Source organism: Nocardiopsis sp. NPDC055551, from assembly GCF_053619415.1.
This window is the reverse complement of record NZ_JBSHJJ010000017.1, coordinates 46,572-63,856: the sequence shown is the minus strand read 5'-3', so window position 1 is coordinate 63,856 and position 17,285 is coordinate 46,572. Positions and strand designations below refer to the sequence as shown.

Genomic DNA, 17,285 nt, shown 5'->3' with positions numbered 1-17,285 from the left:
TGAATCACCCGTTTCCACTCTAAAGGTGTGAGATCAGACCTTTCAGACTCCATAGAATTCCCTTCATGGAGACCTCCACCCACGCTTCCTCGGCGTACCCTCCCCCGGTTCCCCCGGCGCCCCTGGCCGGCCGTTACCGGTGCGCCGCCGGCATCCGCGTGGACGACCACACACTGCTGTTCGAGGCCCGGGATCTCGTGGCCGACACGCCTGTCCTCGTCCTGCTCGACGAGACCGTGACCGAGCACTCGGACGAGCCCGCGACGCGTTGGGGACGACTCCGCGGGATCGACCATCCCGTCCTGCCAAGGACCCGGGACCACGGAGTCGAAGCCGGCCGCGCGTGGGTGGTCTGCGACGTACCCGCGGGCGAGCCGCTCAAGGACATCGTCGGCGGCCGGTTCGGCGAACGCGTCTCCAGGCGCGAGGCCCTGGACGTGATCGACACCCTCCTGTCGCTGTTGGAGGAGTTCCACGACCAAGGGCTGGTGCACGGCGCGGTCGGTCCCGACACCGTGTTCCTGGCCGACGACGGTTCGGTGCGCCTCCTGCCGTTGGTGACCGCTCCCGCCCGAACGATGACGGACCCCGGCGAGGACGTCCGAGCCGTGGGAGAGCTGCTGCGCGTCATGATCGCCGGGCCGGGCGCCGGGGAGGACGACGGCGCGCTCTTCGAGGCCGGCGACGAGTTCGCCCTGCTGGTGGACAAGGCCACCGCGGCCGACCCCGACCACCGCCCGCGCGACGCGGGCCGCTACCGGGCCCTGGTTCGCCGAGTACGGGAACGCCTCCCGGCCGCCCCCGGCCGACACGCCGCGTCCGGCGCGTCGTCGGCCCCCTCCACGGGTGACCCCACGGACCCCTCCGAAGGTCCCGGCGGTTCCGCGCACGAGCCACCGGCCCAGAAGACGAGGCGCCGCCGCACCCTCTTCCTCGCGTCCGCCTGCGTCGTCCTGTTCCTCCTCGTGGCCGCGCTGCTGACCTGGACCCTCACCTCCTCAGACGACGGAACCGAGGCCACACCGGTCGTGGCCACCATGCCCGACCTGGTCGGCATCAGCCCCGAGGACGCCACCGAACACATCGACGGACTCGCCGTCTCCCCAGACGTCTCCTACGACCAGGTCCACGACGACGACGTGGACGCGGGTCTGGTCGCCGCCACCACCCCCGAACCGGGCGCCTCCCTCGCCGAGAACGACCCGGTGACCATCGTGGTGGCGATCGGCCCCGAGCGCCTGCCCATGCCCGATCTGGTGGACGAACGCGAGGCGGACGCCCGTCAGGCCCTGGCCGACCTCGGGTTCACGGACGTGACGGTCACTCAGGAGGCCTCCGACTCCGTGCCCTCGGGGACCGTGCTGGAGACCGACCCCGAGGCGGAGGAGACGGTGGACTACGACACACCCGTGACCCTCACCGTCAGCGAGGGCGTTACCCTGCCCGACCTGGTCGAAAGCAGCGAGGAGGAGGCCCTCGCGGCCCTCGGATCCCTCGGTCTGGCCGCGGAGGTGGTGGTGTCCGAGGAGTCGGAGAGCCCCGAAGGAGAGGTCGTCTCCCAGTCCCCGACCGCCGGAGCGATCGTCGAGCCCGAGTCCACCGTGGTCCTGACGGTCTCGCCCGGCCCCGAGGACGAAGATGTCCAGACCCTCGACGAGCAACCGCGAGACGATACCTCGGATCGGGGGAACGAGCGGCACGACCGCGGTGACGACGGCCCGGACCGGGACCCCCGGAACGGAGACCACCGGGAGCCGGGGGAAGAGTCGCCCGAGACGGACTCGCCCGAACCCGCGACGTGCGCCTCCGAGCCCTGGTCGGAGGGCAGAAACTACTCCGAGGGGTCGCGGGTCGTCCACGAGGGGCGCGAGTACGAGGCGATCTGGTGGACCGGCCACGTCTCACCGCCGGAGAGCTCCGAGTGGGGTCCCTGGCAGGAGATCGGAACCTGCTGAGTCGGGCGGCCGGGTGATGGTCCCCCCGGGCCGCCCCGGCCCGCCCTACCTTGGAGCGATGAACGCACACGAACCCGTGGGAGTCCACCTGCGCCGTTGGCGTGAGCGCCGTCGACGGTCCCAGCTCGACCTGTCCATCGCCGCCGAGGTCTCCACCCGGCACCTGAGCTACCTCGAAACCGGCAGGTCCAGCCCCAGCCGCGACATGATCGACCGGCTCTGCGAAGAACTCGACGTCCCCTTGCGCGAACGCAACGACCTGTACCTGGCCGCCGGGTTCGCACCCGCCCACCCCGAACGCCCCCTCGACGATCTCGGCGCGGTGCGCGGTGCCGTCGACGCGGTCCTGTCCGGGCACGAACCCCACCCGGCCGTCGCCGTCAACGCCCGCTGGGACCTACTGCTCGCCAACCGGGCCATGTCGCGCTTCCTCCAGGCCGTTCCGGCCGCACTGCGCGAACCGCGCCCGAACATGCTGCGGGCCACCCTGCACCCCGATGGGCTCTCCCACCAGTTGGTCAACCACGCCCAGTGGCGCTCTCTCACCCTGCGGCGGGTACGCCGTCAGTACGAACGCACCGCCGACCCCGCGCTCGTGGACCTGCTCCGTGAACTGGAGGGTTACCCGCCCCCGCCGCGACCCACCGAGGAGGTGCCCGGGCCCGAGAGCGACCTGGTCGCGCCGATGCTGCTCGACACCGGGTTCGGGCGGCTCAGCCTGGTCTACGCGGTGACCGTGTTCGGGTCCCCGCGCGACGTCACCCTCGACGAGATCGCCATCGAGACCTTCTTCCCCGCGAACGAACACACCCGCCGTGTCCTGCGCGAACTCGGCGAGACCTCCGAGGCTTGACCTGCGAGGTCATTGCCGCGCCGCCGCCACCCCGACCAGGCTGGATCCCAGCGGCGGCCACCGGGTCGCCCCCAGCGGAAGGCGGACCCATGCTTCTCATCGAGATCGCCCACCCGACCGGGCGCCTGGACGACCATGATCGTGAACTGGTCTCCCGCGCCGTCGTCGACCTGTTCCTCGACGCCCACGGACACGCGACGGAGACCATCCGCCGGGCGCGGACCGCCACCCACATCGCCTTTCGGGAGCTACGGGGCTGGTGGACCGGCGACGGGCCCCTGCCCGACGACGTCGCCCCGCCGCTCATCATCACCCTCACCGTGCCCGAAGCGTGGCGGGAGGAGGCCGCCGGTACCTTCATCGGCCTGGTGCGCACCGCCGTGAAACGGCTGGACGACCACCACGGCAGGCGGCGTCCGCGCGGCAGCCTGTGGGTGCGGGTCGACGGTGTTCCGGACGGCAGCCTCGGTTTGGACGGGCGTCCGGCCACCGGAGCCGACGTGTTGGCCTTCCTCACCGAGGAGTTCCGCACCGCCTGGGAGAGCGGAACCTCCGCACCGGTACCCGAGGGTCGGCTGCCCGACCCGATCTGCGGGATGACCGTGGCCGACGGCAGGAACAGCCTGGTCATGGAGGACGACGGACGGCGTTTGGGGTTCTGCTCCCAGGGCTGTCAGGACGCCTACGCCCGCGAACACCCCGAGGCCGTCGTCGTCTGAGCCTCCGCCGTCGACGTACCCGACCATCGCGCGGACAGGTGGGCCACAACGATCCACCCGACACACCGGTGGCGGCCCGGAACCCTCCCGTGCGGTGCCCACGCGCACAGGCGGTTCCGAGCCGCCTCGACCTCCCGACGCAGAGCCCCGCCAGACTCTGCCTCGGACACGTCCTATCTCGGGACGAACACCTCTCTCATCGGCGCGGAGCGCGTCGCTACCGCGATCGGTCACCCTGCTCCGTAACCTGCGCGGCGATGACACGACTCCCTGACCACCACCGGACCCCGCCCCACCGCGAGGCTCCGGGAACGGTCCGTCCTGCTCCCTCGGACCGCCACCGACGTGTCCCTTCCGCCCGAACGGGCGCCACATCGGGAGAGAAGCCGTCTTCTTCTTTCGGGGTGGTCCTGGGCGGCCCCCGAGCCATGGGAATCGTGTCCTCGACCTGCCCGCGGCGATCAACCGAAGCGGCCGGATGCCCGGTGCGTTCCCCCCGACGGAAACGGACCGGCCCACCGCCGACCCGGTGTGGACCGCCCGGGGCCAGGTCGCGGACACGGACTTCATCGCTCTCCCCCGCCCTTGGGGAGAGGTCGTCGGAAGACGTGAGGCCTTCCGTGGTTCGGGAGGGCGCGGGTTCCAAGGCGCGCCCGTCATGGGCGACGGCCTTGGCCCGAGCCCGCGGCTCGCCGTGGTCGACCCTCAGCACCGGTGGTTCGTCCTCGACGTCGAAACGACGCCAGGCCGCGCTCTGGGACTCGTCACGCTCACGGAGCAGCAGGTGGACGTGGGACTCACCCCGCCGCACGGCCCACCGGTAGGCCTCGGTCACGTCGAACTCCACGCCGCCGTTCACCGGGCAGGCGGCCTGCCCGCCCGTGACACTTCGGGTGTCGAGAAGGGCGCGGGCCTTCGGCTGATCGTTCCATGTGGACCCGGTGTGGAAGGGGTCGACCCTATGCGCTTGCAGGACGGAATCACCGGCGCAGTCGTAGGACCACACCACTTCGGCGCGCAGCACGGCGGACTCCACGACGCTGCCGGGCGCGGACTCGACCGGGAATCGGAACAGGGCCCTGCGGGTGTAGGCGTGGTCCCATTCGAGGTGCCCGATGCCCACGCTCGGGGTCCGGGCGCCGTCGTAGGCGCGGTCGGGGAAGGCACGGTCCACGTAGGTCCACGAGGCACTCTCGACCTCGACCCGCTCGGTATCGGAATGCACGGCGGCGAACACGTCACCGGCTTCGACCCGACCGGATTCCGTGCCGGCCGAGGCCGTGTCACCGGCTTCGGCGGGGGGCTTCTCGTCGGCTGTGGCCGGAGCGACCGACGTCCCCAACGCGAAGGCCAGGGCGTGGGCCGCGCAAGCCGCCGTCGCACGGGCCAGGGAACGACGCATTACGGGTGGTGCCTACACATTCCATTTATGTCCGAAAAAGAATCAGAGCGAGGCCTTTCGCCCCGTTCCAACAACAAGGAAGTTACCAAATCCGCACAGCCACCCACAAACCCCGGATATATAAATACCGACCTAAACCAGAATTACCACCACCAGAAAACCGAAAGTCATCCCTACCGCAGATGGAAGCCCACATCGCACCAGCCCGACACGCACACATGGAGCCATTTCGGAGCAGCATTAAAACCGAAACAGACGAGCCCGGATTTCCCAGGAAGGTTTTGTCGCGCCATCGATAATCCGGACGCGCCTCATGCCCGCCCCGGAAGCGGGCACCCATGCCGGCACACCACGTCGACCGAGACCGGTGTTCACACCAAGGGGAGGCAAGACCGGAGAGACATCGTCCAAGTGACGTGTACCGGACCACGAGGCCGGGCAGTCGGGTCCCCACAAGGGAGAACGCGCCATCCAGGAGGTCGTCGTGGCCGAGCCGTCCAGCCCGATCAAGGACAAGAACTACAACCTGATCTGGGCCCTTCATCAGTCGCTGGAGAACGTCTGGCGCCTGGAGGGCTACATCAAGGACGCGGAGAGCCAGGGCGACGAGGAACTCGTCCGCTGGTTCCGTCGGATCCAGGAGAACAACCAGAAGGCCGGTGAGCAGGGCAAGCGGATGCTCATGGCTCGGATCCAGAAGGAGAACGGCTGAGGCCCCGCCCTTCGCCTGGAACCGAGACAGGCCAAGGCGATCCCGGACACGACCGGGATCGCCTTCGGCGTCTTCGGGCCGCCCGGTAGAGGGAACCCGCCCCGGCCGGAGCGACCCGCCTGGCCTCGGCACCCCACCTGACGACTATCCCCCGCGCCTGAGTCGACCCGTGAGACAAGGCAGGCCACAGAGGCTTCTACCCCACCAGCCGTACCGCCAGCAACGCGATGTCGTCCTCACCGGTCCCGGTGACGTTCTCCTCCACGATCCGTCGCAACAGTTCGGGCAGCGGGCTGTCGACACCGGCCGCGAGTATGCGTTTGGTGCGGGCGATGAACACGTCCATCTCCAGGCCACGATGCTCGACCAGCCCGTCGGTGAACATCAACAACGTGCTGCCCGGCTCCAGGAGTCTTTGGTGGTCGATGCGCGACAGGTCCGGAAGGTCGGGATGGAAGAGCAGACCATGCTCGGTCAGCTCCTCGACGACCCCATCCGAAGAAGCGACCAGGGGCCACATGTGGCCCGCGTTGGTCCACGTCAACAGCCACCTTTCGGAACATGGCCTCAGGTGGGCGTGCACCATCGTGCCACTGGCCCCCAGGCCCAGTATTCGGTTGGCGTGTTCGAAGGCCGAGAGGATCCGCGCGGGCCCATAGTCGGGGTGGTCCAGGTCGGCCTGCCGCAACATGGTGCGCACCTGCCCCATGAAGATGGCCGCTCGGAGGTTGTGACCGGTGATGTCGCCGATCGTGATCGCCAGGGTTCCGCTCTCGTCGTCGACCAAGGGAAAGACGTCGTACCAGTCACCACCCACCGTGGCTCCCCCCTCGGCGGGGCGGTAAAGGGCCTCGATCTCCAAACCTTCGATACGAGGAACCTCGGTCAGCATGGCCTTCTGCATCATGTGCGCGGCCTGGACACGGCGGGCCACGTATGACACCCGCTCCACGGCACGAGCGGCGTATTCGGCCAGGGAACCGAGCAACGCGCGTTCCACGACCTCCATTCGATGAGGCACGTCCCATCCCAACACGAGCACACCCACGGGATCACGGCCCACGGGCACGGGGAGGAACACCGCACCGGCCAGCCCCATTCGGGTGAACCCGGCTCGTACCTCGGGGGACAGCTTCGCGATGGCGTCCGCATCGGGCACCTCCACGATGGTTCCGGTACGCGCCGCCTGGGCCTCGGGCCAGTCGCTGTCCAACGCGCATTCCGCATGGACCGCTTCCGCACCCGGGGGGTCCTCGGAGTCGACGACGCGGCATAGCCGGTCACCCTCGACCAGCATCAACTCCACCCGGACGGTGCTCAGATCGAGGGTGATCAGCGCCTTGACGCTGCGCCGCACCAGGGTCACATCCGTGGCCCCGGCGAGTTCCTCGGCGGTACGCATCAGCATTCGGGAGCGTTCGTAGGCGCGCTGGTCCTGTTGCCGGGACTTTCCGTTCTCCTCCACGAACAGGCGCAGGAGCAACTCCGCCTCGCACACATGCGCCAGGTCGCGCAGTGCGTTGATCTCCCTGTCACTCCAGGTGCGTTCGGCGGTATCGATCGCGAGGACGCAACCCAGGAAGGTCCCCTCCATGTCGACGAGCGGCGCCCCGATCCAGGTGATCCCTCCGAGGGCTTGGGCCACGCTCGCCACGGAGGCGAAGAGGTCTTGGTCGTCTTCGCTCGCGGATGGGGCACCTGCTCCCTCCGTGCGAGGCAGCGGCACCTGTCTGGAGGAGGACCATGGTTCTCCCAACCCCACCAGGCCGGGAAGGACGTGACGGCCCTCCTCCGCCAGTGTGACCACCACCGGGGCTTCGAGCAGGTGCGTGGCCAGGCTCGCGAAACGATCCATGCTCTCGTCCGGCTCGGCTCCCAGACCGAGGCGCTCCGTCACGGACGGGACCTCGGCATCCGACGGTCGAGCGGAACCGCCGTAGAACTCGTCGTCGTTGTCCATCGACTACGCCGCCCCAGCCTTCCCACTACGACCAGCACCGATACATAGGCGCCAAGCCTATTGACGCCGCTCCCGAGACCGGTGGAGGCAAGGGGCGTGGCGGACGGTGGGCCGCCCTTCTCCCGGGGGCGGTCGGAGCCCGGGTCAGTAGAAGAAGGCCGCCACGCCCCGCCCTGCGGCGGCAGCGGTCTCGCACCAACCCATGGAGGACTCGGCGGCCTTCAGCACGTAGGGGTCGATGGCGGCCTTCCGGTCCTCGGTGACCTGCTTCCACTGTTCGAGGGCCTTCTCGCACTCCGCCAGGCTCCACTCGCCGTAGAAGGGAAACCCCTCGGACGAGTACGGAATGGGCGAGGGGGCGCTCCCCGCGCCAAGGCCTTCGACGCTGACGGCGGTCACGCCCAGGTCCGCCAAACCCTCGTCGACCTTCGCGGTCCATCCGGCCCTCATCGGAGAGAAGTCCGAGTTGTCCAGGAAACGACCGTGGAACTCACAGATCCATTTGAAGGCGTAGTTGTACATGACGCTGTACCGCTCATCGAAGGGTCCACCGTCGATGACCGCGCGGATCGCCTCGTAGATGGGAAGGCCACCATCGTCGATGAGATGATCGAACTGGGAGTCGAAGTGGGCCAGGTGCTGCCTGAACCGCCCGCCGATCATCCGGCGCAGCTTTTCGTCCTTGGATCCAACGGATCCGTTCAGAACGTCGAGGTCGACCACGTAGGGCATCAGCGCGAAACTCATACCCCGGAAGCTACCGACAGCCACCGACATTCCCGGTTGTCCCCTGGGCCCCTACCGTCACCAACGATCGACGCGCACCGAAAGAGGGCATCCGTGTCGTATGCGGCGATGGGAAACTCTCACAGATCACCGAAGCGCTCCTCCGGCCGCACGCCCGGTGTTTCAGGACACGACCATCACACGATACAACTGTGGGGCCCAACGAATACCGACGATCCCGAAACGGCTACGGGGCCGACCGGCTCGCCGAAGCCCGTATTCAGTTGAATAATCCTCTCACTAGAAACCCCCACATGAGCGATCACAGACCCTATGTCGGACGGGTCTACGCGGCCCTGAGCACGTCGCTGAGCCTGCGCCCTTTGGAAACCTCAGGTACGAGCACAGAGCGGTCAGCGCGAGCGCTCCTACGCTCCCCCTATCCCAGAGGCATCAGTGGCGGATCGATCGAGTGGCACGAAGCCGCGGGGTGGTCTCTCTCGCTCTCTCCCACTGAAGAGCCAGAGGTACGGTATTGGATGAATCGAGGATCCGTCGTCGGTGTCTCCGCCGTCGCCGACTGGGTGTACTCGGTCATCGATGAGGTTCGGGGCGCGAGCGACGACACCCTCTTCACCTTGGTCGACCTGCACACGGAAAGCGTGCTACGCACCGAGACCACGGAGAAGATCGGCCAGGAGCTCGCGGCCTTCGATATCCACTCGAAGCGTTTCGGTGACCTCCAGGCAAAGGGGCAGTTCCCGAAGCAGAAGCAGCACGACACGGAGACGAGCCTCGCTGCTTTGGCGCTCACCGACGTGATGCACGAATTTCTCCTCCCTGGCCGGACCGACAGTGGTCAGTACGCCGTTCGCAGCGGCTCAGAATCGTGGAAACGCGGAACCTACCTGGGGCTTTTCCTCAACGAGCGGCCCGGGCCTGAACACCGTACGATCGCGGCTCTGGGTTTGGTGGCACCGATCGGAAAGTCCGGAACCTTCGAACGTAAGGTCGAGGTCTCCCACTTCACCGCCCTGTCACTACCGATTCCGGTGGAACATTTCTCGCACCTGGGCAAGCTCGTGCGGGACGCCTTCGACCGCAACCGAGGAATTCCCTCAGCCACCGGCAAGAAGATCCTGAACAAGTTGGCCGCGACCTCGGACGAGGCGGCGGAGCGGATCCGCTCCCTCGAAACACGGTTGGCCCTGGAAGAACCCGACATCAAGGACCGGCCTGTCCGCGCTCTGGAGAAGGACGCCGTCGGTGTGCTGTTCGAGGCCTTCGACATCGACCGGGAGCACCTGCTGAGTTGGCGTCCGACCGGTGACGGGGACCCGTTCCTCAGCGGCGTCAACGGTGCGCTGAAGGGAGGGCGCTACAACCCTCAGGAGAAGTGGCTGGTGGACTTCGACGCCACCCACCTGCCTGGCTGGTCCTTTCACCGGTCCGACTACGTGGCCTGGGGCGTGTTCACCAACAAGTACAAGTCCAGGTCGCTTCTGGTGGCCAACATCGATCGCACCCCGGTCGAACATGCCACGGGGGTGGACCTGGTCTACTACAACCCGCACGGTGGCAACTTCGTCATGCTCCAATACAAGGTGCTGGAGGAGACCGTGCGAGGCGGCCTGCACAGCAGCGTCGACCCACGCTTCCTCGAACAGATCGATCGCATGCGGGAAACCGATGAACGGTTCCGGGACCCCAACCCGCGCCATCACGACATCCGTCTGGTGGACACCCCCTGTTTCATCAAGCTCTGTGCTCCTCAGACGCGCATGTCCGCCGGTGTCGAGATCGCCTCCGGGATGTACTTCAGCCGGGAGCACTTCGAGATCCTGCACGAGAACGCCGAAGAAGAGGGTTACGCGAAGGGCAAGCGCATCCGGCGGAGGGAGATCCCTCGTTACCTCAACGGCTCCGACTTCATCTCACTGTTCTCCAATGGTTGGCTGGGTAGTCGGGGAACGGGGACCGAGCAGCTCTACCAGGAGCTGGAGGTGTCCCTTTCCTCGGGGAGGTCGGTGGTGCTCGGAGTACACACCGACGGGCTTCCGCTGATGAACCACAGCTCTGGCCGTTGGCCGGAGTAGCCGGCATACCGGTGAGCGGTTCGTCGGTCGCACGGCGAGGGGTAGCCGTTCGGTTGGCGTCCACTCGCGAGGACAAGGCCGAGATGGCCGACGAGCACCCTCACGGCGTTGTTCATCGGATACGCGGCCACCACTTCGATCACTTCGGTAAGGCCGCGGGAGACCGCGTATCGACATCGACCGGTCGGCGGCCATCGTTCTCGCATCGGATCCGGGCCCTGACGTTTCCTTGGTGGCCCTACTCGACGACCATCGTCAGCGAGCCCGGTCCGACCGAGTCCCGGCACGAGACGTGTTTGAGCTTCTTCGACGTGAACGACGGACCGGGTGAACGTTTCCGGTCGGCCCATGAGGCGATCCGGAACCTCGGGTTCCCGGCTCGATCTCGCGCCGGTTTCGTGCTGACCGGGTCTGGGGTCCCGCCCCGGCACCTGCCTCTGAGGAGGTGGCGCCGGGGCGTGGGGGTTTCGGGATCAGTGTTGGAACTGAAGGTCCCGGGGCAGTAGCCGGCTCTGGGATTGGGCCCACAGGTGGGCGAGCAGATCGTCGTAGGTCGTGGCCTCGTACATGCCGGTCGCGGAGGCCACCCAGAACGATTGAGTCGCCTCGCCGAACCATGTGATCAGGCCCCGGTGACGAGCTTGGAGAGCGGCGGCCTGGTGGTGCTCCAAGGCGAACTCGGCGCGGTGCCCACCCAGGCGGGGCAAGGTGCCGGCGCGCTGGGTGCGGCAGGTGCGGTGAACGCAGGACGCGTAGGCCGGGCCGGTGGCGGGGACCGGGCGTCGAGGGGCGGGGGTGAAGGTCGTGCCGGCGGAGTGGGTGGGGCGAGTGTCCACGGGGCGTCGCGGCGCGGGGATAGGGTGGTTCATCAGATCCTCTTTCCTTGCATATGACCGTGTTGGGTTTCGGGGGTTCAGGGCCCGGAAGAGCGTTGGCGCGCTCTCCTGGGCCCGTCTCATGTCCGAGACATGTCGTTAGTTGTGGCTGTGCCAGCCGCTGTCGGTGAGGTCGTAGGCCAGGTAGAGCCAGACGGTGCGGTACTCGGCATTGCCGTTGTCACCCCAGCTGGTGGCGAAGGCGTCGACCATGGCCAGCCCGCGTCCGGATTCGGCTCCCAGTTTCAGCCCGTCCGGGGCCGGGATGAGTTGCGCGTTGCGAGTGCGCAGGCCCCCTCGGTCATGGCAGGTCAGGCGGAGTCCTTCCTTGTTGCGGTGCACCCGCAGGGTGTAGGTGCCACCAGGTAGGCCGGAGAGGCTGTGTCGGAGCGCGTTGTTGGCGAGTTCACTGCCCAGCAGGGTGAACAGGTAGCGGTAGTCGCCCGTTTCGGTGGCCGCGCAGGTGTCCAGGAACGCTCGGACCAGCGGCATCAGCGCGGGGACTCCGGCAAAGTCGTAGCTACGGGCCCGGTAGTTGGGACGCTCCGGGAGCCCGGAGAAGTAGTGGCGCTGGAAGGGCCGGATGAAGCTAGCCAACGGCACCGTGGCCTCACCCTGGATCGGGACAGTGGTGGGCGCGAGGGCGGTTTCGGGCATGACGAACACACTCCTTGGCATGGCTGAACACATGAGTCGGGGGTCATGCGAAGTACCCGTTGGAGGAGTCTCACGGAGGCCGTGATGCGCGGAACGGGCAAGGCATAGCCTGGGCAGATGAACCCTGAGTGATCCACCGGTCACTGACTATACTTACATGATGCTGCTCGATTATCGAACTGTCAACGATAATCCAAAAGAACTTGGTCTAGAATCTCACCATGCACAGCCCCTTCAGCCCCACAGTGCGTCGACGACGACTGGCGCGCGAGCTTCGGCGACTACGTGAGTCACAGGGATTGAAGTTGTCTGTGGCTGCGAAAACCGCAGACGTACCTCAGTCCACACTCAGCAACATCGAGGGTGCGGACGCACGCCGCATCAAGGCGCGGGACATCGATGCCCTCGCTGGCCTGTACGGAGCCTCAGACGATGTCCGTACAGCGCTTCATGAGCTTGCGAAAGAGTCCAAGGAACAAGGCTGGTGGTCCAGTTACAAGGACGTCTTCGGCAATAACGCCATACCGGACTTCGAGGTCGAAGCCTCCATGATCCGGACCTATCAGTGCCAAGTCGTCCCTGGTCTTCTACAAACCCCCAGGTACAGCGAATCCGTCTTTCGAGGCGGACGTGCGTACTCGGATGACGAGGTCAGGCGCAACGTTGATGCCCGGCTACAGCGCCAGCAAGTCCTGGGCCGGTACCAGCCACCGCACTTTTGGGCTGTGATCGACGAAGCGGCCTTGAGAAGGCGACTCGACGATCCAGAGATCATGCGCGAACAACTACAGCACCTGCTGGACATGGCAACCAGAAAGAACGTGGACATCCAGGTGTTGCCCTTTGATGCAGGTATGCACGCTGGGTTGTCTGGTTCGTTCGTCTTGTTGGACTTCCCTAACCCTGCTGATCCCTGCATCGCCTACACCGAATCTGCAACAGCCAGCCTTTTTGCTCAAGATTCTGATGACGTGCAACGCTATGTCACGATTTTCTCGCACCTGAATTCAGCAGCGCTGCAAGCTTCGCGCACCACCCAGTTCATCCAGCAGATCATGGAGCAGGAGAAACTGACATGACCACCAGAGCCGGGCTGAGGTTCTTCAAATCCAGTTACAGCAGTGACCGGGTCGAATGCGTCGAGGTCGCTCACATTCCCACGAACTTCCAGAAGAGCAGCTACAGCGGACACGCTCAGAACTGTGTTGAGGTCGCCGAACTCCCCTGCGGCGCGGCCATCCGCGACTCCAGGCACCCCACCGCCGGATACCTCCCCTTCCCCGCCCCCGAGTGGACCGGCTTCCTCTCCTCAGCTCTCTCCCGCTAGGACCACCAACACCGACTTCCCTAAAGCGAGTACGGCCCGGGCTAGAGACCAGGCTCGGGCCTTCCCCTTTCCCGCCGCGTGATCGTTGCTGTCTCCGCTGCGCGCGTTAAGGCGGTGTCGTGTCCCCTTACGCCGTGGCAAGTGACTTCGACCCGCTTCGCTCCAACGGCGGTTGGGGGCTGTCGGGTGAGGGGAGGGTGGTTGGGGTCCAACCCCTCCGGCTGTGGCCGGCCGAATCCCTGAGCCTTCGTCTGGTGGGAATCGGTGCGTGCGTCCCCGCATGCGTCGGCAGAGAAACGAAGGGCCAAAACGGGTTAGTGATGGCCTGCGCGCCTCCCCGCGGTCGACCCCTCTGACGCTTCGGGCAACCAGCCGGTATTGCTGGGATGCCACCCCCTCTCAGAGCCATTTTCGGCGTAGAAGGTGGCTCTGAGAGGGGGTGGCGATCGGTTTCGGGCCCTGAGGCAGGCAACAGAGCCCCGAAGAAAAACCTACGGTGGCAGCGCTCAAGCAGACCTCCGCCGGCGACGGCCGTGGGCCTTCGTCCAGATTTCCGCCCCAGTCAGGGCATCTACTCCGGCGGCCCGGCTGTCCCTACTCCGGAAGCGCTTCGGGCTTTTCCGCCGCTCCCAATGATTCGGCGATGGCGGCGAACTCGGCGAGCGCGGCTTGCAGGTCCTCCACGATCTCGGCGGCGATGACCTCGGGCGGCGCTAGCGAGTCGACGTCGTCGAGTCCGGGGTCCCGCATCCAGGTGATGTCCAGGTTCACCTTGTCGCGCGCCAAGAGCTCTTCGAGGGTGAACGCCTTGAACCGCTCGGTCTCGACTCGCTTCTCACGATCCTCGCCCGGCTTGTAGCACTCGACGAAGTCATCCAGATGCGCCCTGGTCAAGGGGCTCTGTTTGAGGGTGAACCGCTGCCCGGTACGGAAGTCGTAGACCCACATCTTCTTGGTCCAAGACTCGCCGGAGGTCCGCGCCGGTTTCCGCTCGAAGAACAGAACGTTCGCATTCACCCCACCCGCGTAGAAGATGCCCGTGGGCAGGCGCAACATCGTGTGCAGGTCGAACCGTTGGAGCAACCTGCGCCGGTTGCTCTCCCCCGCACCACCCTCGAAGAGCACGTTGTCCGGCAGCACCACGGCGACTCGGCCATGGATCTCTAGAAGCGAAGCGATGTGCTGGAGGAAGATGAGCTGTTTGTTGGTGGTGGTGACCCGGATACCGCCCTGCTGAATGTGCTCGCGCTGCTCGGGGGTGAGGGGTCCGAGTTCGGCTTGCTTGAGGATGTGGGCGTGCGCGGCGAGGAGGAAACCGCCGGTGCCGACGGAAGGGTCGGTGATGGTGTCGCCTGCGGTGGGTTGAACACAGTCCACCATGGCGTCGATGAGCGCGGGGGGTGAAGTACTGTCCGGCGCCGGTTTTGGTGTCCTCCGCACCGGCTTCCAGGAGGGCCTCATAGGCGTCGCCGTTGACATCGACTCCTTGGAGGGACCAGTTCTCCTTGTCGATGTAGTCCTGGACCAGACGCTTGAGCTTGGCCGGGTCCTGGAGTTTGTTCTGTTCCTTGCGGAAGATCAGACCCAGTGTCCCCGGCTGGTTGCCAAGTTCTTCGAGCAGGTGCCAGTAGGCATTCTCATGGCCGCGTCTCAAAGTCCCCTAAAGAAGCTTGGGACGACCCGGTATTCAGCGCTTGGGAGGCCAATGATGACAAAGTGCGCAAAACCGTTCATTGCGCCCGCAATGTCTCCTGACCAGCACTGGACCGCCCGCTCTTGCCCGTTCTCCCGTGACCCGTGTCCTCGTCCTGTGGCAGGGTGACGTCAGGCGTCATCCCTCCCGGAATCCCTCCTGATCATCAGAAAGGCGTCTCGACACCGTGAAAGCCTCCGAGACACCGTTGCTCGACCTACTCGACCAGGGCCACCAGTTCGTGATCCCGATCTACCAGCGCGCTTACTCTTGGTCCGCGTCCGAGTGCGACCAACTGATGGCCGACATCGAGCGCGCGGGCAGCAATGACACGCTGAAGTCCCACTTCACCGGGTCGATCGTGCACGTGGAGAAGGGCTTGTCCAACCTGACCACTCAGGAGCCCAACCTGGTCATCGACGGGCAACAGCGGATGACCACGGTGACGCTGTTGATCGCCGCCTTGGCCCGCGTCCTGGACGGGTATCCGGAGGGAGAGCGTGAGCCGTGGAAGGGGTTCTCGCCCAAGAAGCTGCGCAAGCGCTACCTCGTGAACGACGACGAGGACGGTGAGGAGTACTTCAAGCTCCTGCTCTCGGAAAAGGACAAGGACACCTTGAAGGCGATCGTCGGCGATGCCCCTTTGCCCTCGGACGCCTCCGAACGTGTGCACGAGAACTTCGAGAGCTTCCTGAAACACCTGAGCAAACCGGACACGGACCTCGCGGCGGTCTGCCGGGGTTTGGCGAAGCTGGTCGTCGTCGACATCCGCTTGGACCGCACGCACGACAATCCGCAGTTGATCTTCGAGTCCATGAACTCGACCGGGTTGAGGCTGACCCAGGCCGACCTGATCCGCAACTTCGTGTTGATGGGGCTGAAGCCCAAGGTGCAGGAACTCCTGTACACCACCTACTGGCGGCCCATGGAGAAGGACTTCGGCCAGGCCGCCTACGAGAAGCAGTTCGACGACTTCGTCCGGCACTACCTCACGGTGGTGACCGGGGAGATCCCGCGCATCGGAGACGTCTATGGGGCCTTCAAGACGTACTCGCGACGCCACGGTGCCGATGGGGGGACGATCGATTCACTGGTCAAGGAGCTCCGCTCCTACGCCTCGCGGTACTGCGCCGTCGCCCTGGGACACGAGCAGGACAAGGAGCTCGCCGCGGCCTTCCGGGATCTGCGGGAGATCAAGGCGGACGTGGTCTATCCGTTGCTGCTGGAGCTCTACACCGACTACCAGCACGAGGTCCTGACCAGGGATGAACTGATCTCGATCGTCGGCATGGTCACGTCCTACATCTTTCGCCGCGCGGTCTGCCGTGTACCCACCAACTCACTGAACAGGACGTTCAGTACCTTCACGAAGGCGATCGACAAGGAACGGTACGTCCCGAGCGTCCAGGCCCACTTCCTGGGGTTGAAGAGCTACCGCGCGTTTCCCACCGACAAGGACTTCATCGACGAACTGACCAGCGGCAACATGTACAACTTCCAGCGCAGGTCCTATCTCCTGCGGCGGCTGGAGAACTTCGGCCGCAAGGAACGCGTGTCGATCGAGGACTACACGATCGAGCACATCATGCCGCAGAACGAGAACCTCTCCCGAGAGTGGCGCGACGACCTCGGTGGGGACTGGGCCCAAGTCCACACGCGCTACCTGCACACACTCGGCAATCTGACGCTGACCGGTTACAACTCCGAATACGGCGATCTCCCGTTCGCCGAGAAGCGCGACATGCTCGGTGGTTTCCGGGAGAGTCCGCTTCGGCTGAACCAGGGGCTGGGCACGCTGAACACCTGGGATGAGGAAGGGATCGTGGGGCGCGCCGAGAGGTTGGCCGCATGGGCGCTGAAGGTCTGGCCCCGCCCGGCCCTCCCCGAGGGTGTCGCGGCGACCGACGTGCCTAAGCCCGAGTCGAGTTACACCATCGAGGACCATCCGAACCTGTCACGCCCCACCCCACGGGCACTCTTCGAGAAGTTCAGGGGAGAGGTGCTCGCTCTGGACGATGCCGTCAGTGAAACGTTCCTGAAGAACTATGTCGCCTACAAGACCGAGACCAACTTCGTCGACGTGGTCCCGCAGACCGAACGACTGAAGCTCATTCTGAACATGCCGTTCGAGGCACTGCACGACGAACGTGGCATCGCCTTGGACGTGACCGGCAGGGGCAAGTGGGGCAACGGAAACGTTCAGATCGACCTGAACGAACAGTCGGACCTCAACCACATCATGGGCCTCGTACGACAGGCGTACGAGTACCAGGTCGGTGTCTGAGCCGTCTGGTGCGATCAGACCGATAC

15 protein-coding genes are annotated in these 17,285 nt (G+C 65.8%); 9 read left to right on the top strand and 6 right to left on the bottom strand.

Features of this window, described 5'->3' with window-relative positions; genetic code table 11:
* Positions 1 to 65 precede the first annotated feature (65 nt).
* The 3 genes from ACWGSK_RS26250 (at position 66) to ACWGSK_RS26240 (ending at position 3,527) form a co-directional block, all read left to right on the top strand.
* Entirely contained in the window at positions 66 to 1,955 is a 1,890-nt protein-coding gene (locus tag ACWGSK_RS26250) for a PASTA domain-containing protein (RefSeq protein ID WP_452457048.1), read from the top strand.
* Between the two features lie 58 nt (positions 1,956 to 2,013).
* Positions 2,014 to 2,808, top strand: coding sequence for a helix-turn-helix domain-containing protein (locus ACWGSK_RS26245; RefSeq protein WP_358507359.1), 795 nt, complete (start codon positions 2,014 to 2,016; stop codon positions 2,806 to 2,808).
* A gap of 89 nt (positions 2,809 to 2,897) precedes the next feature.
* Positions 2,898 to 3,527: a hypothetical protein gene (locus ACWGSK_RS26240; protein WP_358507357.1), complete on the top strand. Its 630-nt coding sequence runs from the start codon at positions 2,898 to 2,900 to the stop codon at positions 3,525 to 3,527.
* Positions 3,528 to 3,744: 217 nt separating this feature from the next.
* On the opposite strand, the gene ACWGSK_RS26235 is transcribed toward ACWGSK_RS26240, so the two are convergent.
* Complete coding sequence (locus ACWGSK_RS26235; protein WP_358507355.1) at positions 3,745 to 4,929, bottom strand: DNRLRE domain-containing protein; 1,185 nt, start codon at positions 4,927 to 4,929, stop codon at positions 3,745 to 3,747.
* A 484-nt stretch (positions 4,930 to 5,413) separates the two neighbouring features.
* Here ACWGSK_RS26235 and ACWGSK_RS26230 point away from each other — a divergent pair, with 484 nt between their 5' ends.
* Entirely contained in the window at positions 5,414 to 5,641 is a 228-nt protein-coding gene (locus tag ACWGSK_RS26230; protein ID WP_358507352.1) for a hypothetical protein, read from the top strand.
* 196 nt (positions 5,642 to 5,837) lie between these two features.
* Here the strand turns inward: ACWGSK_RS26230 and ACWGSK_RS26225 are convergent, their stop codons facing one another.
* Together ACWGSK_RS26225 and ACWGSK_RS26220 are read right to left on the bottom strand one after the other, a co-directional pair.
* Positions 5,838 to 7,538, bottom strand: coding sequence for a SpoIIE family protein phosphatase (locus ACWGSK_RS26225; protein ID WP_358507350.1), 1,701 nt, complete (start codon positions 7,536 to 7,538; stop codon positions 5,838 to 5,840).
* A 207-nt stretch (positions 7,539 to 7,745) separates the two neighbouring features.
* Entirely contained in the window at positions 7,746 to 8,348 is a 603-nt protein-coding gene (locus tag ACWGSK_RS26220) for a DUF7691 family protein (RefSeq protein WP_452457047.1), read from the bottom strand.
* Positions 8,349 to 8,866: 518 nt separating this feature from the next.
* Between ACWGSK_RS26220 and ACWGSK_RS26215 the strand changes: the two genes are divergently transcribed.
* On the top strand, positions 8,867 to 10,423 hold the full coding sequence (locus tag ACWGSK_RS26215; protein ID WP_358507346.1) for a hypothetical protein: 1,557 nt from the start codon (positions 8,867 to 8,869) through the stop codon (positions 10,421 to 10,423).
* 473 nt (positions 10,424 to 10,896) lie between these two features.
* Here ACWGSK_RS26215 and ACWGSK_RS26210 read toward each other — a convergent pair whose 3' ends face one another.
* Together ACWGSK_RS26210 and ACWGSK_RS26205 are read right to left on the bottom strand one after the other, a co-directional pair.
* Complete coding sequence (locus ACWGSK_RS26210; protein ID WP_358507344.1) at positions 10,897 to 11,292, bottom strand: hypothetical protein; 396 nt, start codon at positions 11,290 to 11,292, stop codon at positions 10,897 to 10,899.
* A 105-nt stretch (positions 11,293 to 11,397) separates the two neighbouring features.
* A complete protein-coding gene (locus ACWGSK_RS26205; protein ID WP_358507342.1) occupies positions 11,398 to 11,955 on the bottom strand; it encodes an ATP-binding protein in 558 nt (185 codons plus the stop codon).
* 221 nt (positions 11,956 to 12,176) lie between these two features.
* Here ACWGSK_RS26205 and ACWGSK_RS26200 point away from each other — a divergent pair, with 221 nt between their 5' ends.
* The gene (locus ACWGSK_RS26200; RefSeq protein ID WP_358507340.1) at positions 12,177 to 13,034 is read left to right on the top strand and encodes a helix-turn-helix domain-containing protein; all 858 of its coding nucleotides are present in this window, start codon (positions 12,177 to 12,179) and stop codon (positions 13,032 to 13,034) included.
* The gene (locus ACWGSK_RS26195) at positions 13,031 to 13,282 is read left to right on the top strand and encodes a DUF397 domain-containing protein (protein ID WP_358507338.1); all 252 of its coding nucleotides are present in this window, start codon (positions 13,031 to 13,033) and stop codon (positions 13,280 to 13,282) included. The genes ACWGSK_RS26200 and ACWGSK_RS26195 overlap by 4 nt, the downstream gene beginning before the upstream one ends.
* A gap of 594 nt (positions 13,283 to 13,876) precedes the next feature.
* Here ACWGSK_RS26195 and ACWGSK_RS26190 read toward each other — a convergent pair.
* Entirely contained in the window at positions 13,877 to 14,662 is a 786-nt protein-coding gene (locus tag ACWGSK_RS26190) for an HsdM family class I SAM-dependent methyltransferase (RefSeq protein WP_358507336.1), read from the bottom strand.
* Here ACWGSK_RS26190 and ACWGSK_RS26185 point away from each other — a divergent pair.
* Positions 14,661 to 15,104 (top strand): hypothetical protein, encoded by a 444-nt coding sequence (locus ACWGSK_RS26185; protein WP_358507334.1) that lies wholly within the window; start codon positions 14,661 to 14,663, stop codon positions 15,102 to 15,104. The two genes, ACWGSK_RS26190 and ACWGSK_RS26185, sit on opposite strands and share 2 nt — an antisense overlap.
* Positions 15,105 to 15,162: 58 nt before the next feature.
* Positions 15,163 to 17,259: a DUF262 and DUF1524 domain-containing protein gene (locus tag ACWGSK_RS26180; RefSeq protein WP_358507332.1), complete on the top strand. Its 2,097-nt coding sequence runs from the start codon at positions 15,163 to 15,165 to the stop codon at positions 17,257 to 17,259.
* Positions 17,260 to 17,285 lie beyond the last annotated feature (26 nt).